Below are 21,340 nucleotides of genomic sequence, written 5' to 3'. Positions count from 1 at the left end.
TCTTGTTCATCGGTGCAGTACTTTGCCTTAGACTTCCTTCAGATTCCACCTCACAGTGGACACCCTTGTCCTCAGCTCATGGTTCCGACTACTACGGCCCATAGCGGACTCTCACCGCCTAGCTAATACCCATGCCGGGCGCACATGAAAAAAGATCAGGAATGTCCATCCCCAATCTTAATTCATTAATTATTATCTTGTTGTGAGTCATCAGTTGACGTCGTATCAGCACTCTTTGTTAGATGCAAAGTTGCGGTGTGTTGTTGACCATCACGGTAGTAAGTGACTTTAGCGCTTTGTCCAACCTTGTATTTATATAAGGCCGCCTTTAATGAACCCGCATCTGTAACTTGAGTATCACCAAGCTTTGTAATGACATCATACTTTTTCAATCCCGCAGTATCAGCAACTGAACCACTATTCACATCCATAATCACTACCCCTTTGCTTACGCTTGTTGGTAGTTTTAAGACTGATTGCTGTTGATCAGAAGTAACATTACTAAGATCCACCATACTAATTCCGAGTGATGGACGAGTTATTTTACCATTCTTAATTAACTGGTTAATAATTGTCACAACTTCATTACTTGGAATGGCAAAACCAATACCTTCAACTGAAGAGCCTTGTGTATCAGAAGCAAGTTTCATTGAATTAATTCCGATAACTTGACCTGCCATATTAATTAATGGACCACCTGAATTACCAGAGTTAATAGCGGCATCTGTTTGGATAACCGATGTCAAAGTTCCATCAGTACCGGCTTTTAATGTCCGATCTTTGGCAGAAATAATTCCTTTCGTTACTGTATTAGCATATTCACTCCCCATTGGTGAACCAATTGCTAGCACATCCTGACCAGGAACAATCGAATTAGAGTTGCCAAAAGATGCAACTGTCTTAACATTTGTAGCGTTAATCTTCAATACAGCTAAGTCAGTTGCAGAATCAGCACCAACTAAATCAGCATTAACTTTTTTACCATTGCTTAGAATTACTTGGAGCGCGTTTGAACCTTTGACAACGTGGTTATTAGTTACAACATAAGCCGAATTGCCACTCTTCTTGTAAATAACTCCTGATCCTTCACTAGCGGTTTCTAATTTATTATCGCTAGAAGAATCACTGCTGCTGCCGTTACTACTGTTGCCATAACCAAAAATTCCTAGCGTCCCACTTGATTGCTGAACTTTTTGTTTATTAATAACACTAACAACGGCTCCTTGGACGGACTTATAAGCTTGGGACGCTTCCCCGTTTAAGTCCGCCTTATTCTTATTAACCTTCGTACCACCAGACTTATTAGAGCCAGTTGGGACTCGTGTACTTGTTACTTCTTCATGATGTTGTACTAAGTTATTAATTCCTAAGGCGATTCCACCACCAATAAGACCAGCAAATAAGCCGACAATAATTACGCCTAGCCACAACCGATCTTTAAAAGCTTGTTTTATCCTATTCATCAATTAAACCCTCCACTAAGTTAAAGAATCACTATCTTCAAGTTACAATTTAAATACCCGAAATGTCAATTTAAGTTACCCGAAAAATCATTGAATAAAGTCGATAAAAACCGTGATCTCTTTTATTATAACGTCATTAACTTGCTTGGTTCTTCTGGTTCAGCATCTTGCAATTTAAAATCATGATCGACGCCAAAGTCATGCTGCTCCATCAAACTTGCAACTGTTAAGTGGGCGAGCGAACGCATGTTGTTATGTTGACTACGGTGGCCAAGAAAAATCTCTTTGGTTCGCCGGCCAACAACACTCATCAATGCATCAGCACCTTCTTCATTGGAAAGGTGACCCTCATCCCCTAATATCCGCTGTTTTAATGGCCATGAATAAGGACCCATCCGCAACATTTCTGTATCATGATTGCATTCCATTACGTAGGCATCTGCATTTCGGATGGTTCCCGTAACTCGATCAGAAACATAACCAGTATCCGTAATAATACAGAAGGTCTTATTATTGTGGTGAACTTGGTAAAATTGCGGTTGCGCAGCATCATGCGATACCGCAAAACTTTCAATATCCATGTCTCCCAAGTCCTTAACAGTATTTGGTGCAATAATATGCTTTTGTGCTAATGGGATTTTACCAACTTTATCAGCCATTGCCTGCCAGGTACCCTCATTGGCATATACATCCATTCCATAACGGCGTGCCAATACACCAACACCATGCGTATGATCACTGTGTTCATGCGTTACAAAAATTGCATCGACATCCTTTAATGATCGATCAATCTTCTTCATTAAATTTTCAATCCGCTTCCCACTTAAACCGGCATCAATTAAGATCCGGTGGTTGCGCGTTTCCAAATAAGTTACATTCCCAGTACTCCCGCTCGCAAGTACACTATAACGTAATGGATCCGTTTCTGTCACTTAAAGTTCCTCCTCAATTACTTATTATTTAACGAGTTCGTATTCACACTATCTGGCGTTTCCTTCATAACTGTACTATTAAATGCGTTAACTTGTAATTGTTGAATTGCTCCTGAGTTTTTAGTTTTGATTTCAACAGTCCACGTTGGCACATAGACTGCTTTATCATCAGTAGTAGTGTTAAGGAGCTTAGAATAACTGAGCACCGACCACCTAATGCGGGAGTTATTAGGAATCTGATTATGTTTATACAACCAGGTAATTGCTCGGCGCTGGCTAATCGTATTTGACCGCTGCCGGAGAATTTCAACATCTTGCAAGTAAGTCTGCGTATAACCTGTTATCTCATGGTCAGAGTTTATCCGAAAACGAATTTGCCCATCATTTGAAAATAGCGGCTTTCCTTCTAGCATTTGCGTATAAACAAGGGTATTTTTGTCCGATAATTCCTTGTTATAGCGATAATGATTTCCTAAGCTTACCATCTTTTTATTTTTTAATAGACGGTCGACACGCCGAACATCATTATTTTTAGTCGTTTTAATTGGTTTATCAAACTCACTAGTCAGTGTTCCTGAAGAAAGACGAAAATTTTGATTACGTAATTTCCCTGCTTCCTGCTCTAGGACTCCGCCATCAGAAGATTTCTTTCCAGCAATATAATATCCGGTTTGCTGCTTATTAGAAAGCTCGCCATAACTAATCGAGTCATTACGCATTTCTTTTAACACTGTTGATTGGCGATTTCGCTGACCACTAGAAACGGTAAATCTAGTTTCTAAGATTAATGAACTTCCAACAAAGATATCAAAAAGCAAAAAGGCAAGGATAAAGATCCATTGAATACGTTTAAAATTCATTCTTTAACCCTCCTACTTTTCTAACTCGGTATATTCAACCCAGTGGCCGCGATACTTAATGAAATACGTTGGCACTAACTTTACAACATGACTATCTTTATCAGTTTTCCAAATATACCCGACACGTAAGTCCTTGATGTCACGCATCCGGTTGGTTGCATGTAATTGATTAATCACATCTGCACTTGATGGGAGCTTGACCATCTGGTGATCAATTGGCAATGGCACTTGAAGACTATAAAGACTTAGCCAGAAGCGTTCATTCCCGCCACTTGTGGATTCAAGCGTTACTTCCCCATAACCATCACTATTGAAAATTGGAAAGCTATTAACATAAGCCCGATAGTTTAACCGACGACCATGCTCACTCACCTCATCATAGCGCAAATTATCAAGCGGAATTCCAATTGTCGTCAACTTATTATAGAAGTGTGGGAAAATCTGGCTTGTTGATTCCCGATCGTCCTTACTAAGGTAATTTTCGTATTTAAGCGTTCCATTTTGGCGATTAAATATCAGCCGACGATTGGTTCCATCCGTATAGGTAGTCTCGTTACCATTCCGATTTGCCGTGATTGTTGTGTGTTGGTTAGTACTCATTAGACTAGCACTAAGGGTATCAATGTTTTGCGCAGTGATTTGATATCCTAATGCTGGTAATTCAAAGGATCGCGGATACATCATTACCGCTACTCCGTTAATAATTTTATGGTCAACTGGGATCCGATCCATTGACTTTAAGAGTTGCCGAATGCGATTAAATTTTCCTTTCTCTACCCGTACTCGATACACACTATAATGGTGGTCACCAAGTAAGTAAATCTCATGTTGCCCGTTTAATGGGATAACAATATGGTTAATCTGATTAACCCGGTCAGTATCGATTGACTGGGAAAATGTTTCGTTGAAGACTGAGCTCGGTACCTCATCCGGATATGTCAGCATTAACGAGTTCCGCCGTCGCAAATAACTCAGGTAAACATCACTGTTATTTTGTTTGACAACATTTGTCCGGCCTAATTTCCAATCCTCTAACTCTTTTTTTACGCTCAGAATTAAATTAGCTTTAGGGCTATAAAGTTGATTCTGAGTTCCTTTTTCATTTGTCTCAACTGCTTTAGTTGGGAGATAAACATCGCCCATTGATTGCGGTGTATATTGTTGTGATTGGTTATTATTGAAATTTTCGTGTCGTGCTCCCTCAAAAGGAAATGGGTTGGTCCAGACAATCCATGAAATGAATAAACTAAGAAGCACAACAACCGTTAAGGCGATTGCTTGCCAATTACTTTTCAGCTTCTTCATCATCCCAGTCTTCCTCCTCATAAGGTACATATGGCAAGGAAATATAGAATGTTGAACCCTTGCCTTCTACACTATCAACCCAAATTTGTCCACCAAGCATATTGATAACTTCCTTGGAAATAGCTAGTCCCAGACCTGTTCCCCCTTGCTTCCGGCTTCTTGCCTTATCAACGCGGAAGAATCGATCAAAGATACGTCCAAGATCTTTTCGTGGAATCCCTAGGCCTTGGTCAGAAATACTTAAAATAACATGATTATGCGTCTCCAGTAAGCGGGTTGTAATTACACCACCATCTGGAGAATACTTAATCGCGTTATTCATAATATTATCAATTACCTGGGTAAACTTATCGGTATCAATCTCAACCCATAAATCTTTCTTAGTAAAGTATCGTTCAATGGTATATTTTTTCTTTTTTGGATCTTCTTCTTTTTTAATAATCATATCGAAACGATCCAAGATATAGTTAAATAACTCATTGATATTTACGTATTCTAGATTAAGCTTCGTTGTCCCTGCATCCATCCGTGATAGGCTCAACAGGTCATTGATCATCCGAATCATCCGGTCTGTCTCATCCTGAACAACCTTTAAGAACTTAGGAGCAATTTCTTTATCCTGCCAAGCACCATCACTTAATGCTTCGACATAACTTCTAACACTTGTTAATGGAGTCCGCAACTCATGCGAGACGTTTGAAACGAATTGCTTCCGTTCGCGTTCTTCTTTTTGTTGGCTCGTTACATCATGAAGGACACAGACAAGCCCACTAACAAAGCCAGATTCGCGTTGAATTGGTGAGAAGTAGGCGTTTAAGATCAAATTATTGCCAGAGTTTGACATATCAATAATCATCTCGCGCTGTTCACCATTTACTAGTTGACGAACGGTATAGTCATGACGAATATCCAACACATCAATAATTGATTTACCAATTAAATCATCTTCATTTTCGACACCTAGTAACTGTAACGCCATACTATTTACAATTGTCACATTCCCGCGACGATCAGTGGCTAAAACCCCATCAGACATATGAGACAAAATGCTATCAAGCCGTCGTCGTTCAGAATCGCTTGACTCCTGTGCCTCTTCAACTCGGACGGAAAGATTATTAACTGCCCCTGCTAATTGTCCTAACTCGTCATTTCCCAATACTTTTACTTGACCAGAATAGTCTCCCCGGGCAATTCGTAATGTTTGTTTCCTCATTTCTTCAATTGGGCGGGTAATTTCCTGGGAAATAATAATTGCCAAGATTAAACTCAAGACAATAGTAATCATTGCCGCGGATAAGTATACCAACGTAATATTATTAATATTAGCGTAGACACTTTCTAGACTAGCTCGCAGGTAAACAGCTCCAACAACGTTATTGTTACTATTATCCACAAGGGGAATAACATTGACATAGTAGCGCGTGTGATTTGAATTATCGTATAAATTTTCGGTATGCGACCTATTATTTAATAAGGTTGCTTTGATTGCTTGGTCCGTTGTTTTCTGACCGATTGCACTCCGATTATCAGCGTTGCTTGTTCCCCGCACAATACTCTTACTATCAACCACCCGGATTTCAGAAATATTATTATTATTAACTTCTGAAAGGATTTGGTTAATTTGTTTGTTTGCTTTTTTAGTATTTGATCGTGATAGCTGCTCTGCTAAAGAATTATCAACGTAAGACGGTAATTCAATGGTTTGCTTAAACGTATTAAGGTTTTGATGCTCTAATTGACGCACAAAAACCGCCCCAACACATTCAAGTGTTAACATCAAAATTAACACGAATACGAGAGCGATTTTAAAACGAATCGATTGATAAAATTTTAACTTGCTGCTCACAATGGTTCAGCCTCTAATTCTGATCAGGATTTGCTAGGTAATAGCCAACACCACGCCGGGTAATTAACCATTGGGGGTGACTCGGGTTATCTTCAATCTTTTCACGAAGCCGTCGAACGGTCACATCAACTGTCCGAACATCCCCAAAATAGTCATAACCCCATACAGTCTGAAGAAGATGTTCGCGGTTAATAACTTGTCCAATATGTTGAGCTAGATAGTGTAAAAGTTCAAACTCACGATGCGTTAAATTGATATTTTCGCCTCGCTTAGTTACGGTATAGGCTTCAGGATGAATCGTAAGGTCGCCAATTTGAATATCGGTATTATTTTCTTCTTCTGCCGGTGCCTTCAGAGTTGCTTGCCGTCGTAAATTAGCCTTTACTCGTGCTACTAGTTCGCGGTTAGAGAACGGCTTAGTAACATAATCATCGGCCCCAAGCTCAAGCCCCAGCACCTTATCTAGTTCCGAATCTTTAGCAGTTACCATAATAATCGGCATGGTATGCTTAGCCCGAACCCGCTTGGCCACTTCAAGTCCATCGATCTTCGGCAGCATTAGGTCAAGAATAATTAAATCAGGATTTTCTGCTTCTACTTGTTCTAAAGCTGCTTCGCCATCATAGGCTACGACAACTTCATATCCTTCTTTTTCAAGATTAAATTTGATGATATCAGAAATTGGTTTTTCATCATCAACAACTAAAATTTTCTTTGCCATATCAATGATTCCCTCCATTGGGTTAATTGATTAATTACTTTAAATCTGCTATATATCAGTGCCTCTATTATAGCACAGGGAAAAGTTCCATAAATATTTTCTAAAAACTTATGAAAAATATTTGACATTTGATCAATAACAGGTTAAACTGTTTAAGTATTCTGTTAAAGGATATGGGCAGTTAGCTCAGCTGGCAGAGCAACGGACTCTTAATCCGTGGGTCCAGGGTTCGATCCCCTGACTGCCCATCAGAGGTTTACAGCGATTGAGATTTTATCTCAGTCGCTTTTTTCATACTTAAAATAAAGGCTGCGAAAATCTCATCTTTTCGCAGTCTTTATTTTTATTTAAACTGATCCTTAACATACTGTGCATATAGTGGTGTTGTCTTTAGTAATTCTTGATGGGTTCCCGCACCAGATACTGTTCCATTTTCGATAAAGTAGATTTTATCGGCATCGACAATCGTACTCAAGCGATGGGCAATTACGAGCGTCGTTCTTCCTTGCATTAAGTCTCCTAATGCTTTTTGAACCATCGCCTCCGATTCAGCATCCAAGCTAGCAGTGGCTTCATCAAGCATTAAGATTTTTGGATCGCGGAGAAAAGCTCGTGCAATCGCTATTCGTTGCCGTTGTCCCCCAGAAAGTTTGATCCCTCGTTCACCAATTTCAGTTTCTAACTGATCTTCCATTTCACTGACAAAACCATCTGCATAAGCCATTCTTAACGCGTCCCAAAGTTCCTCATCTGAGACTTCTCTTCGTAATCCATAAGTTAAATTATCACGAATAGTTCCTGGCATTACCGCAGCATCTTGGCTTACGAGACCAATTTGTTCACGCCACTTGGCTAAGTCTACATTTTCGATATTCTCTTCGCTGATCAAAATTTCCCCACCTGTTGGCTGATAGAATCGTTCAATCAATGAGAAAATAGTTGACTTTCCTCCACCAGATGGGCCGGCAAAAGCTACCACTGCATTGGGTTTAGTTTCAAAACTAACATCTCGTAAGACTGGCTTGCCTTCCTCATATGCAAAATCAACATTCTCAAATTTCAATGGTGCGCTCGCAATATCTTTTTCTGCTTTATCAGCAGCAAATTCTTCTGGTTCAGTTAAGATTTGTTGGATACGCTCCGTGGCTCCGCTAGTCTTTGCCATATTATTAAAGAGCTGACTAATTACAACAATAGGACTAATAATCTGGAAAAGATACATTAAAAATGAAACTAAGGCGCCCATTGTCATTGCACCATTCATAACGCGAATTGCTCCGTAACCAAGAATTCCAAGAAACATTATCATCATGAGCATGTTTGTAATTGGTTGCGTTACTGAGTTAATCAACGCTTCTTTTCTTCCAACATGATATAAATTGTCGATACGACAATTTCCCTTCGCCAGTTCATGTTCTTCACCGTTTGAAGACTTAACTAATCGGACCTCACCCAATACATCGGTGGAATCACTAGCAAATTTTGCTAATTCATCTTGCCGAACCCGACCAATCTTACGCGACTGATTCATCACTGGTAGCATGACTAAAATCACTAAAGGAACTGCCACAAACATTAACAATGTCATCCGCCAATCCATTGCTAACATAATAACCAGCGCACCAACAAATTGTAAAAGCGATGTCATTGCATTTGGTAATGTTGAAGCAAGTAAATCCTTCACCTGTGACGTATCATTAACTAACCGGGAACTGATCTCACCTGTTTTAACATCATCAAAATATTTTACAGGCATTTTAAGTAGTTTTTGCCATAATTGTTTCCGTAATTTAGAAACAACATTTTCACCAAAACTTCCTAATAATAACCCCGATAACGCACTTGTAATTAATCCTGCTATAAAAATTACAACTGTTAAAATTGCCAACGTTGGACTAACACTCTTAAAATTATTAATTAACTTTTGCGCTAGTTGAGGAACAAATAGGTTAGCACCCGTGGAGATAAAACCTAGTAAAATTCCCACAAAAAGCTTAATATACTGCGGATGTAATTGATTTATTAAACTAAAGAAACTTCGAAAACTAAATTTATTTCTATTCAAAGCATAAGTCTCCTAACAGTTAAATACCTAACTTTTAATGATGATGAATATTTAAAAACATAGATGCCTAACTGTCAAGAGTCTAACTTATTTTTTTAGATTATTATTAATATTAGTCATCCCTTTAACTATTGCATCAATATCTTTTTCATCGAGGCGGGCAATAATCTGTAAATAAGCTTTATCAAATATTTCTTTAACCTCATTAGTCTTTTCTTCACCTTTTTTGGTAAGAAAAATCCGCTTAATTCGTGCTGACTCTTGATCCGTCTTCCGGATAATATACCCGTCGCGCTCAAGATTTTTCACCATACTAGTAACACTAGCATTCCGTAAATGGAAATGGTCACCTAATTCTCGTTGAATAAGACCAGCGTGTTTTTCGATATAAAAAAGCGTATGAGCTTGCTGTGGAGTTATATCTAATTCAGGGGCAAGTTCAGTATAAAAATGCTTCATGTTAATCATATAGTTCCGCAATAAACGGTTCATTTGCTCAAATTTATCTTTTTTTAATGTCATGAAATTACTCCCAATTTTAATTTTATTGTCAATTATAACAGTTAGACACCTAATTAAAATATAGATCTGAAAATTTATTAAATAAATTCAGAAAAACACTTGCGAAAATGACCGGAAGTTGATATTATTATTTATGTTGTCAAAGACATGGGCAGTTAGCTCAGCTGGCAGAGCAACGGACTCTTAATCCGTGGGTCCAGGGTTCGATCCCCTGACTGCCCATCATATAAAAAAGATCACCGAGTAATCGGTGGTCTTTTTTTGTTATAAAATTGTAATTACATGTTGTTTAGGACGCTTAGAAACAATTTCAATTGCGCCAAGTGCTTCTAGTTCTTCAATGGCTGCCTTAGTCTTTGTCATTGGATAACGGCGATTACTCTTCTTCAAAGTTTCAATAATATCATTATCTTTAATTCCCAAATCTAACTGGTTAGTAAATAGCTTTGATTGTGCAAGAAGATATAGAATATTACAATACAAACTATCAGACGTTGCAGCTAATTGATGATGGTGTTCATTGACCCACTGACTAATAATTTCATTGGCTTTATCAAGCTTTTCACGAGATTGACTCAAAATCTTAATTACTTTTTCCTGCTGACTAACAAGTATCATTAATAATTTTTGAATAAAAAATGTTAAATCAGCTCTATTTTCCGCATTATCGGCATCCTTAAATACCTTATAGTATTGCTGAACATTATTATGAATTGCAGTAGCCACAGAAAAGCCAGTAAAACGATCAAATTTGTTAGCAATATATGACGACAAAAGATAACGTCCCATTCGACCGTTACCATCAAGAAACGGATGGGTATTTTCAAAGAAAAAGTGAGTTACAAGAGCTTTATATATTGAAGGAGTATCATCATTATTCATATATTCAATTAAAGCTGTAAGGGCACTCTTGATTGCAGTTTCCGTGGTTGGTGGTCGATGAACTGTTTTAATGCCATCCCCAATCGAAAGCACTTCGCTATTAGGAAGCTTATCACGAAATATTTTTCCGTTAGGCAGTCGATCTTTATTAAGTTCGCCTTTTAACAATGAATCATAGATTTTTCTATAGTCTTGAAGAACATTGATTTCAACTTTTTTTCCTGATTGGGTGCGCTGGTACATTTTTATAGTTGAACCAAGCCTTTTCTTTGATATATGATCATCACCATTTATTTGGTGGTTATTTTCCTGAATAACAGTACTAATTTCAACACGACTCGTTTTTACACCTTCAATATCATTAGTGTAGAAAATTTCAGAGAGTAATAATGAATTCAAAAACTGATTAATCGCAACTTGGGGAAGCGTTACTGAAATATCCTCAATCATATTAGAATTACGCCTAAGCTGATCCGCCAGGTTTTGAATTTCCGGTAATGGAAGATAAAAAATTGGATATTTACTTGTCTGTGTACCATCGCGATAGTTAAGAAGAGGAAACAGAGTTGTCTTCTGGCTTGTATACCCGTTCAATCGACTCTGATATTCACTTTCAATTGCTGCTGGGTCATTCGTCTTATCTTCAATAAAATACTTATATTTAGATAACGGTATGTATTTCATTATTTATCTTCCCTCCTTAAAGCTAAAAAACTATTTTTTGGTGTTAGTATATTAAAATACTAACATAATAACCCCTGAAAATCGATTTTCAGGGGTTATTATCATTAGAAATTCATATATAAATGCTAAAAATCATTTTTTGAGGATTTATATACTTAAACATATATTTGAAAACTGCTTTTTTACTTTTTTGAATAAATGATCTAATTTAACTAATAACGATGAGTAAATTAATAAATTGGTGAACAGTTCAACGCAAAAAACTTGGCCTTACCCGACAAAGACTTTAATATTCTGATTCTTGGTTCTACATTAGCAATCTATTTCTTTACCCACAAGTGCATCTTTAAACCACGTAAATAAAAAGGACGTCATTCGAACGTCCTTTTTATTTACTTATCTTCTGCTATTAGTTCTTTTCGTGCTTGACGTAAGCTCATTTCTTGTTCTGGTGAAACTTCGGGATAAGCTAATGGCAAACTATTAATCTTCTTTGTCAAAATGTCAGATACAATTAAACGCGAATACCACTTATCATCAGCCGGAATAACATACCATGGATTTTCCTTTGTAGCGGTAGCATTAATCGCCTTTTCATATGCCTTTTGATAATCGTTCCAATATTGACGTTCGCGAATATCAGCTGCTGAGAACTTCCAATTCTTTTCCGGCGTATCAATTCGTGCTAAGAAACGCTTCTTTTGTTCTTCCTTTGATACATGGAGGAAGAATTTTACAATTAAGTAACCGTTCCGCGTTAGATAACTTTCGTACTGGCGAATGTCTTCATAGCGACTATCAAAGAATTTGTTATTAACATCATGAACAGACTCAATCCCTGGAATATTAGATTGCAAAATTAAAGCAGGATGAACGCGTGAAACAAGAACATCTTCATAATAAGATCGATTGAAAACACCAATATCACCACGCATTGGCAATTCACGATTGATTCGCCAGAGATAATCATGACGTAATTCGCGGCCTGTTGGTTGTTTAAAATTAGCCACCTTAAACCCAACTGGATTTACGCCCGCAAAGATATGCGAAATCATACTATCTTTTCCTGCCGCATCCATTGCTTGAAATACTACTAAAACTCCATAATGACGCCGGGCATACATCATCTTTTGCGCATTTTTGATTGACTTTACATTTTTCTTGATCTTCTTTTTAATCTTCTTAAGGTCATCAGCAGAATCTTTTACCTTAGTTGGTGCCGTCTTAATATCAAAGTCTTTTCCAGTGTAACGATATTTCTTGGTTTTCATCAACATTCACCTCATTGCTTTTAATTTGATTTCAACTACCATCATAGCAAATCTCTCAAGTTTTGGTTAATAAAAACGGATTTAAAAAGAGAGTGAGTAGCAATCACCTTATCACAGGGACGATTACTGCTCATTCCTCTCTTTTTAACTATTAAATATTTTCTGGATGCCGTTGAATGTAAACAACCTTTGTATCAGTACATTCAAGAATCCCATGCATCCCATCAGAACCACCAATGCCAGATTCCTTAACGCCTGCGTGGTAACCTTGCATTGCTTCAAAGTAATTCCGGTTAACGTAAGTCTCTCCTGCTTGGATTTCATTAATCGCATAGGCTGCACGATCAAGACTCTTAGTAAAGATTCCAGATGTTAATCCCATGGTACTATCATTACACATCTTAACTGCTTCTTTAAGGTTCTTAAATGTCATAATTGGGAGAACTGGACCGAAAATTTCATCCTGGATAGCAGAATTTTTCTGCTTACAGTTACTGATAATTGTTGGTTCATAGAAGAATCCCTTACCTTCAACTGGTTTACCACCAACAAGAATCTTACCACCTTCTTTAACTGCTTGTTTGACTTGGCGGTCAACTTCTTCTAGAGCTTTTTGATTAATCAGTGGGCCCATTCCAATTTCTGGATTTTCAACTGTATCTCCATAAGTAATTGCCTTTACCGCATCAACAAGTTTTTGTGTAAACTCTTCTGCCACATCTTCTTGAACGTATACCCGTTGAACATTATTGCAAAGCTGACCATTATTATCATAACGTGAATTAACAATATCAGTAACGGCTTCATCAAGATCAGCATCATCACAAACGATTGCCGGGGCGTTGCCACCAAGTTCAAGCGATACTTCTCCGATATGATCGGCAGCGGCAGCCATAATCCGTTTACCAGCTGTAACAGATCCAGTTAAACTAGCCATTCCAACTTTTGAATTCTTTGACAACTCGTTACCAACAATCGAACCTGGACCAGTAACAAAATTAACAACCCCCGCAGGAATACCAACTTTATCACAAAGCTTTGCAAATTCAAGGGCACCAATTGGCGTATCAGAACTCGGCTTTAGAACTACTGTATTTCCCGTTACCAAAGCTGGTGCCATTTTCCGCGCGATTAAGAAGAATGGGAAGTTCCATGGAAGAATTCCCGCGATAACACCAATCGGCATCCGCTTTAGCAAGATTGTTTCATTTGGATTATCAGACTGGATGACTTCGCCCTTGTATGTCCGTCCAGCAGCAGCCATATAATCAAAATAATCAGCAGTAAACATTACTTCTGTTTTTGCTAAAGAACGAATTTTTCCTTGTTCTTCTTGAAGATTCTTAATCCATGGTTCTGGATTTTTTCGAATCTCGTCAGCCAATTTATGAAGATAACTGCCACGTGTTGGTGCTGGAACCTGATGCCAAGACTTTTCAGCTTCATAAGCTGCATTGATCGCTTCCTGCGTTTCTTCAACCGTTGCGCTTGGAACAGTCCCTAAAACTTCTTCATTATTCGGATTAATAACTGTAATCTTTTTACCAGAATCTGTATCAACAAATTCACCATTAATATACATCTTGTAATGTGGCGTACTCATAACTTATGCTTCCTTTTTAATAAATCAAACCAACATTTTAATACTCATCAGGCTTATAATCTTTATCAATGATTAATACAGGCTTAATTGTCTTTCCTGATACTGAGTCCGCGTTAGCTTCATTAATTTGATCAAAGTCATAGAACTTTTCTGTCTTATCAAAATCAAACATCCCCAACCGATAGAACCTAATAAGTCGTGGAATATCAACTTGTGGAATTGAGTCACCCATATTTACTCCAACAATTGTCCGATCGCTTGGACAAAGATCATTCCAGGTATCAACATCAATATGGTTAGCTGTAACGGCAATTGGTGCTAATGTTCCACCCTGTGCTAATGACTGAATTGCATCTTCCATAACAGTGGTAGCACCTGTAGTATCCACTGCGTAATCAACACCCTTGCCGTCTGTTAATTCCATAATCTTCTTAACCATATCTTCATTGTCAGTATTGATCGTATCAGTAGCACCTAATTCTTTAGCTAACTTAAGCCGTGAATCATGACGATCAACAGCAATTACTGTCGTACAGCCGGAAATCTTACCAGCCATCATTGCAGCTAAACCAACAGCTCCTGTTCCCATTACAGCAATTGTTGAACCGGGCTCTGGCTTTAAGGTATTAAAGACCGTTCCTGAACCGGTAACATAGCCACAGCCAAGCGGACCAAGTTTCCTTAAATCAAGATCTTCGGGAACTTTGACCGCATTTCGTTCACGAACAATTGTCGTAGTAGTAAATGATGATTGATCAAACATATCATCAACTTGATGACCATTTTCTGTAAAGTGTGCACTTCCATCTGGACGAACTCCAGACAAGTTATTTGCAGCGTAGTTTAAACATTTTGTTGGCTTACCTTTGAGACAATTAATACAATTACCACAGCCATAAAATGATAAGACAACATGATCGCCTGGTTTAAAGTTCTTTACTTCAGAACCAACCTTTTCAACGATTCCCGATCCCTCATGACCAAGGATAATTGGATAACCAATTTCGGCGTCTCCTTTTCGTAAGGCTTCATCGGAGTGACAGATGCCCGTTGCAACCATGTGAATCTGAAGATCATCTGGTTGTAACTCTGCCAATTCAACATCGTCACGAATATCAAACTTTGCACCTTTTTCATCAACAATAGCAGCTTTGATTTTCATAACATAACATCTCCTTAAATGCTTAACAATCTCTACAATGTTTATCCTATCACAAATAAATAAAAATACTTAATGATTTGTGATAGGTTATTATATGTGGATTTGTTACACACCTACTTGGAGTAATGATTATTATAAATATATTTTTGTGAAACTTTTTTCAAACATTTATATAAAAAAAGAACCATAAACAATTCTAGTTCACAGTTCCATTATTTATAATATTCTTTTCTGTTGGCTGGTATTTACTATGTTTTAATTTACCAATTTGGTGCTCTCGACCATCATTAACAATGAATTCATCAACAGCACCACAATGCTCACAAACTACCACAATTTGATACCGTTGCGAGTCATCATTATTCGTATCCATCCAATTTCTTTCCGCAATTACTAACGGCTGTTCATGGCACTGATAACAAGAAATTCCTAGTTTACATTCTTCTCTAAAAGGATCTCCTGTTTTTCCTACCATTCCATAACGGTCTTCACCATGGACATTATCAAAATTATTGTAAAACATCTAATCACTTCTTTAATATTCAACTGCTTTTGCACGTTTTATCTTAATAACAAAGACTACTATTATTTCCATTACAAAAATCGAAATCGCACAAATAATAAAGAGGATATGATAAGAGGTCGCTTCAATCATCAATCCACCAAATAGAGGACCAATTGCCTTTCCTAAAGAAGAAAATGCGTTCAAAATTCCCTGGTACTTTCCCTTAACAGCAACCGGTGAAAGGCTATTTACAATGGCAGGCATCGTTGGCAAAGCAGTGGCTTCACCAATTGTCAAAACGACCATTGCCGCAACAAACCAGCTATATGAGTGGGCGTAAAGTAGGAGGACAAATGAGAAACCAATTGTAAACATCCCAATAAATACTTGCGCATATGGTCGATTAACCCAACGATTAAGCCAAGTTATTCCTAGTTGGAAAACAACGATTAAAATCCCATTTAATGTCCACAAAAGACTATATTTCGTCATTGAGATTCCTTGATCAGTCATGAAAACTGATAAGTTACTTGCCCATTGTTCATACATTGTCCAGATTACAACTAAGGCAATGAAGAAGATCCAGTTAATCCATAAGTTAGCTTGAGGCATCTTAATATTAACTGTCTTGTTCTCTTCTTCATCTTCCACATCTTCGGTCTTTGCAACTGTTTGTTGACTATCCTTAAAGAAAAAGATAACAACAAGTGAGAACATTGTATAAAGGATTGTGGTAATCAAAAACATTGGTGAAACATTGCCATCTGCATACTGATAAAGCGGACCGACAATAGTAGTTCCAATCACCATTCCCAAGTTATTGGCAAAATACAACATATTAAAGACATAACGACCATCTCGCCCTGAACGAGTCGCAAAAGAATTAATCATTGTAATGATCCAGCCATTAAAGAACCCAATGACTGTTAAAAGAATTCCATATATCGGCCAGCCATTGAAGAAAATCATAATAGCCATTACGATTGTCGCTAGCAGTGTCCCGCCAATCATTAATTTCCGCGGGTTAGCTCGGTCAAATAGCATTCCGCTAATATAACTTCCGACAACATTTGCTCCCGAATAAAAGAGTAAAACAATTCCCGATACAGTTAATGACTCATGCAACTGATCGTGAATATAAATTGTTGTTAATGGCCAGACAAAACTATTCCCAATACTTCCAAGGAACATTCCGAATAAAAGCCATTTTAATTCTACGCCTTGACGGTTCATTGTTTACGCCTCCTCAATTACTATCATACCGTTTATTTTTTTAAAAACATTTTTAATGTCTTAAGCGCACTAAAAGGGCCACCTCAGTTTTTACTGAAATGCCCTCTTAGAAATTTAGTTTTTAATTATTATCTTCAGGGATATAGGAAATCGAAGTGAACTTATTATAAGACTTTGCAAATAATAATTTAACTGTCCCCCGCGGACCACTACGATTCTTTTCGATGATGACTTCAACTTCACTAGCGTTTGATCCATCGTCATCCTGATTATTTCCCGGGTTATTATTATCTTCCGAATCTTCATCGTGCTCATAATAGTCATCACGATAAAGGAAACTAACAATATCTGCATCCTGTTCAATCGATCCAGATTCACGAATATCAGATAAAACTGGGCGCTTGTCTTGTCGCTGTTCAACTCCCCGCGACAACTGTGATAGGGCAATAACTGGAACTTCTAATTCCTTTGCCAGTTTCTTTAGTTGGCGAGAAATTTCTGAAACTTCTTGTTGCCGGTTATCAGGATTACTCCCTTCAATCAACTGAAGGTAATCAATTACGATCAATCCTAAGTTGCCTTTTTCCTTTGCTAAGCGCCGACAACGTGCCCGAATTTCTGCTACCTTGATTCCTGGTGTATCGTCAATATAGATACTAGCATTACTCAAGGCACCAGTGGCAATAAATAAACTTTGCCATTCATCTTGCGTAAGCTGGCCGGTCCGTAAGTGGTTAGCATTAATATTTCCTTCAGCACAGAGCATCCGGTTTGCTAAAGACTCCGCACCCATTTCAAGACTGAAAATTGCGACCGTATTATCGGTTCTAGTTGCAACGTTTTGAGCAATATTCAAAACAAAGGCGGTTTTTCCAACAGCAGGCCGCGCCGCAATAATCACCAACTCGTCTTTATGAAGGCCAGTCGTCATCTCATCTAATTGAGCATATCCAGTTGAAAGTCCAGTAATCTCTGAATCTTGACTAGAGAGCTCACTGACATGGTTAATTGACTCTTGTAAAACGTCACTAATACTTTTAAAACCAGTTTGACGACTATTTTCCGAAACTGACATAATTTCTTGCTCAGCCCGGTCAAGTTGATCTTCAATCTTGTCATTTCCAGCATAACTATCATTGATAATTTTGGTTGCAGTATTGATCAACCGTCGTGAAATCGCCTTATCATGAACAATTTTTGAGTAATAGACAACGTTAGCAGCCGTCGGAACCGCTGTTGCAAGTTCAGCAATATAAGCAACTCCACCAATATTTTCCGTTTGATTATCCTGATCAAGGACATTTTTCATCGTTAACGGATCGATTGGCTGGTCCGCATCATTTAGTTGGACCATCTTTTCAAAAATAATTTGGTGAGCCTTCCGATAAAAATCTTGCGGCTCAAGATATTCCATCGCATCAGCCAACGCATTTTTACTTAAAAAAGCAGCTCCAAGAACTGCTTTTTCTGCTTCAATATCGCGTGGCTCTTCTTGCACTGGTGCATTATCCATGACGATACCGCTCCTTAAATCTATTAATCCTCATTACTTTTCAGCAATGTGAACACGAATTTGAGCTTCGACTTCTGGATGAAGTTTGATTGGCACATTTACGTAACCAAGCGCCTTAATTGGAGCCGCCAGCTCAATCTTTCGCTTATCAATTTTAAGGTCAAATTGTTTTTGTAAAGCAGTTGCAATTTGTTTTGTTGAAATTGAACCAAACATCCGGCCATCTGTACCGGCTTTTCCGCTTAATTCAACAACTGTATTATCATCTTCAAGAATCTTCTTCATCCGCTTGGCATCAGCTAATTCTTCAGCAGCATGTTTTTCTTCAGCACGTTGTTGACCCTTCAATCGGCTCATAGCCGCCTTAGTAGCTTGTTTTGCTAATCCACGCTTAATTAAGTAGTTTTGAGCATAGCCATCTGGAACTTCCTTAATTTGACCACGTTGACCACGGCCTCGTACATCTTGTGTAAAAATAACTTTCATTATGATCACTCCTCTGTATCGTCCTGCTCTTTATCAGGTTTAGTTAGAATATCGACTAATTCTTGCTTAACCTGCGTAATATCTTTATCACTGATTTGTGTAGCAGCATTTGCAAGGTGACCGCCACCACCCATTTTTTCCATGATTACTTGGACGTTGACGTTTCCCATTGAGCGTGCTGAAATTCCGATCTTGTTATCAGCACGTTCAAAAATTACAAATGAAGCTTCAATTCCACTCATCTGGAGCAACATATCAGCAGCCTGGGCAGCCGTGACAGGATCATAAACCTGTCCCTCTTCACCCGTACATAATGCTATTTTATCATTTATTTCCGCTCTTGAAATCAAATGATTACGCATCATGAAAGTTTCTGGATTTTCTTTCATAAATGATTGAATCATTAAACCATCGGCACCAGCAGAACGCAAGTAACTAGCTGCATCAAAAGTTCGCGTACCTGCACTCTTGGTGAATGATTTTGTATCAACCTGAATTCCAGTTAGCATTGCCGTTGCTTCAAGCTTGTTAAGGCCTTTTCCTTCACGTGGTTGGTATTCAAACATTTCCGTAATTAACTCACAAGTTGATGAAGCATATGGTTCGATATAAACAAGCAATGGATTTTCAGGAAAGTCCTCGCCGCGACGGTGGTGGTCAATGATAACAAGTCTGTTTTGCATTTTATCATATAATTCAGGAGCAATGGTAATTCCCCGCTTAGCATGATCAACCATCACTAATAAACTGTTATTTGTCGCTTTTTCTAACGCTTCGACTGGTGAAATAATATGGTCCTTAATCGTCTGGTAATTATCAATCTCATGCATCAAACGTTGAATATCAGAGTGTGGATGTTCATCATCAATCACAATCCAACATTCTTTACCGTTCATTTCCGCAATCCGTCGAATCCCCAAACAGGCACCGATTGAATCCATATCTGGATTGGTGTGGCCCATCACAAATAATTGGTCTGATTGAGCCATTAATTCTTGTAATGCTTGACTAATCATCCGTGCTCGTACCCGGGTTCGTTTCTCCATCGGGTTGGTCTTCCCACCATAGAAACGTGCCTCCTGATCTTGAGCCCGAACAACAACTTGGTCTCCACCACGACCTAACGCGAGGTCAAGGTTATTTTGTGCTGTATCAGCAAGTTTTATCAAATCATTTTCGCCATAAGCAATTCCTACACTAAGAGTAACTGGCGAATTTTGCTTGGATGTATTTTCACGGATAACATCAAGGATCTTGAATTTTTGTTTTTCAAGTTCTTTTAATGCAGCTTGATGTCCAATAATCAAGTAGTTATCATCATCAATGATCTTCATCAATAAGTGATTAGCAACTGCCCAATCGCTTATTTGTGAAGTTACGTAATTATGAAGATTAGAGACATCAGAATCACTCATTCCTTGAATCAGCTCATCATAGTTATCTAGGTAAATATTACCAATGAAGATTTGTTCATCCTTATATTGTGCACTAATCTGTTCATATTTTGTAATATCTAATAAATAAACTACCTGTCCGTGATGCTGAACCAAAAATTCAAATTGATGGTCACGCCAAGTCACTACTTGTGTTTGCTTATCATCCGCATGATCTTTTATTAATTCCGCTAATTTTGCATCAACATCTGCAATCGGCTTCCCTACAACAATTTCAAGATTAAAATAACGCGCCATATATGGATTAATCCATTCAACCTCATGACGCTTATTTAACATAATCATTCCTATGGGCATTTCCAGCAATGCTTCTTGTTGCCCACGTTGGACTTTATACGTTAATTCATTTAAATATTCATGAGCATCGACTACTAATTTTCTTAACCGCCGAATACTAATAGCTCCACCAATAACTGCGATTACTAAAACAATTAGTCCAATAATCCAGTTATCCATAAACCCTAAAATAAGCCCAATGATTGTTAAAAGCACTATATAGCAGACATTCCAGCGGACGGCTGGGTGTTCAAAATAAAACTCCCAGTTCTCACGACTGAAAATTTTTCGCATGCTAGTCCTCCTAAAAATAGCTTTAAATTATTAATTGGATAAATCTATCATATCACATCAAGTACTTAGTCAATAGATTATATCATTTAATGACTATTAATACATAAGAATATTAATATAGCAGTCGAAAAATTCTAGAAAAGATAACAGTAATTTAAAATAATAGGGGCTGGGAATTAACTATTAATTCTTGGTTCTCTAACAGTAAAATCCGGACTATGATTTTTGATCGATTCAAAAATCGTAATCCGGATTTTAAATTA

General features: G+C 37.9%; 17 protein-coding genes and 2 tRNA genes. 2 read left to right on the top strand and 17 right to left on the bottom strand.

What is annotated here, in order from left to right; translation table 11 throughout:
* Positions 1–185: 185 nt before the first annotated feature.
* From AACL61_RS05175 to yycF, 6 genes are all read right to left on the bottom strand, one after another.
* Positions 186–1,463 carry a S1C family serine protease gene (locus AACL61_RS05175; protein ID WP_339111080.1) on the bottom strand — a complete coding sequence of 426 codons (1,278 nt, stop codon included), beginning with the start codon at positions 1,461–1,463 and terminating at the stop codon, positions 186–188.
* 125 nt (positions 1,464–1,588) lie between these two features.
* Entirely contained in the window at positions 1,589–2,395 is an 807-nt protein-coding gene (locus AACL61_RS05170) for an MBL fold metallo-hydrolase (RefSeq protein ID WP_003669515.1), read from the bottom strand.
* A 17-nt stretch (positions 2,396–2,412) separates the two neighbouring features.
* The gene (locus AACL61_RS05165) at positions 2,413–3,255 is read right to left on the bottom strand and encodes a two-component system regulatory protein YycI (protein WP_003665261.1); all 843 of its coding nucleotides are present in this window, start codon (positions 3,253–3,255) and stop codon (positions 2,413–2,415) included.
* A gap of 12 nt (positions 3,256–3,267) precedes the next feature.
* The gene (locus tag AACL61_RS05160; RefSeq protein ID WP_086142440.1) at positions 3,268–4,563 is read right to left on the bottom strand and encodes a YycH family regulatory protein; all 1,296 of its coding nucleotides are present in this window, start codon (positions 4,561–4,563) and stop codon (positions 3,268–3,270) included.
* Complete coding sequence (gene walK, locus AACL61_RS05155) at positions 4,541–6,406, bottom strand: cell wall metabolism sensor histidine kinase WalK (RefSeq protein WP_339111079.1); 1,866 nt, start codon at positions 6,404–6,406, stop codon at positions 4,541–4,543. Before walK ends, AACL61_RS05160 begins: the two co-directional genes overlap by 23 nt.
* Positions 6,407–6,419: 13 nt before the next feature.
* Positions 6,420–7,127: a response regulator YycF gene (yycF, locus tag AACL61_RS05150; RefSeq protein WP_011953351.1), complete on the bottom strand. Its 708-nt coding sequence runs from the start codon at positions 7,125–7,127 to the stop codon at positions 6,420–6,422.
* A 175-nt stretch (positions 7,128–7,302) separates the two neighbouring features.
* Here yycF and AACL61_RS05145 point away from each other — a divergent pair.
* A tRNA-Lys gene (locus tag AACL61_RS05145) sits at positions 7,303–7,375 on the top strand.
* 95 nt (positions 7,376–7,470) lie between these two features.
* Here AACL61_RS05145 and AACL61_RS05140 read toward each other — a convergent pair.
* Positions 7,471–9,192, bottom strand: a complete 1,722-nt coding sequence (locus AACL61_RS05140; protein ID WP_339111078.1) for an ABC transporter ATP-binding protein — start codon at positions 9,190–9,192, stop codon at positions 7,471–7,473.
* 87 nt (positions 9,193–9,279) lie between these two features.
* Positions 9,280–9,714 (bottom strand): MarR family winged helix-turn-helix transcriptional regulator, encoded by a 435-nt coding sequence (locus AACL61_RS05135; protein WP_339111077.1) that lies wholly within the window; start codon positions 9,712–9,714, stop codon positions 9,280–9,282.
* A 149-nt stretch (positions 9,715–9,863) separates the two neighbouring features.
* Between AACL61_RS05135 and AACL61_RS05130 the strand changes: the two genes are divergently transcribed.
* A tRNA-Lys gene (locus AACL61_RS05130) sits at positions 9,864–9,936 on the top strand.
* Positions 9,937–9,978: 42 nt separating this feature from the next.
* Here the strand turns inward: AACL61_RS05130 and AACL61_RS05125 are convergent.
* The 9 genes from AACL61_RS05125 to AACL61_RS05085 form a co-directional block, all read right to left on the bottom strand.
* Entirely contained in the window at positions 9,979–11,280 is a 1,302-nt protein-coding gene (locus AACL61_RS05125) for a Fic family protein (protein WP_339111076.1), read from the bottom strand.
* Positions 11,281–11,672: 392 nt separating this feature from the next.
* Positions 11,673–12,557 carry a PPK2 family polyphosphate kinase gene (locus AACL61_RS05120; protein WP_339111075.1) on the bottom strand — a complete coding sequence of 295 codons (885 nt, stop codon included), beginning with the start codon at positions 12,555–12,557 and terminating at the stop codon, positions 11,673–11,675.
* Positions 12,558–12,702: 145 nt separating this feature from the next.
* Complete coding sequence (aldA, locus tag AACL61_RS05115; protein ID WP_339111074.1) at positions 12,703–14,154, bottom strand: aldehyde dehydrogenase; 1,452 nt, start codon at positions 14,152–14,154, stop codon at positions 12,703–12,705.
* Between the two features lie 37 nt (positions 14,155–14,191).
* A complete protein-coding gene (locus AACL61_RS05110) occupies positions 14,192–15,316 on the bottom strand; it encodes an NAD(P)-dependent alcohol dehydrogenase (RefSeq protein ID WP_216578021.1) in 1,125 nt (374 codons plus the stop codon).
* Between the two features lie 196 nt (positions 15,317–15,512).
* On the bottom strand, positions 15,513–15,839 hold the full coding sequence (locus AACL61_RS05105; RefSeq protein WP_003665248.1) for a hypothetical protein: 327 nt from the start codon (positions 15,837–15,839) through the stop codon (positions 15,513–15,515).
* Between the two features lie 12 nt (positions 15,840–15,851).
* The gene (locus AACL61_RS05100; RefSeq protein ID WP_003665246.1) at positions 15,852–17,054 is read right to left on the bottom strand and encodes an MDR family MFS transporter; all 1,203 of its coding nucleotides are present in this window, start codon (positions 17,052–17,054) and stop codon (positions 15,852–15,854) included.
* Between the two features lie 121 nt (positions 17,055–17,175).
* Complete coding sequence (dnaB, locus tag AACL61_RS05095; RefSeq protein WP_003670215.1) at positions 17,176–18,567, bottom strand: replicative DNA helicase; 1,392 nt, start codon at positions 18,565–18,567, stop codon at positions 17,176–17,178.
* Between the two features lie 33 nt (positions 18,568–18,600).
* Positions 18,601–19,053, bottom strand: coding sequence for a 50S ribosomal protein L9 (gene rplI / locus AACL61_RS05090; protein ID WP_339111073.1), 453 nt, complete (start codon positions 19,051–19,053; stop codon positions 18,601–18,603).
* Between the two features lie 5 nt (positions 19,054–19,058).
* Complete coding sequence (locus AACL61_RS05085) at positions 19,059–21,077, bottom strand: DHH family phosphoesterase (protein WP_339111072.1); 2,019 nt, start codon at positions 21,075–21,077, stop codon at positions 19,059–19,061.
* Positions 21,078–21,340 lie beyond the last annotated feature (263 nt).

It is taken from the genome of Limosilactobacillus reuteri subsp. porcinus, from assembly GCF_036621895.1.
GTDB lineage: Bacteria > Bacillota > Bacilli > Lactobacillales > Lactobacillaceae > Limosilactobacillus > Limosilactobacillus reuteri_J.
The sequence above is the reverse complement of the archived record's forward strand: the minus strand, read 5'-3'. Positions and strand labels throughout refer to the sequence as shown.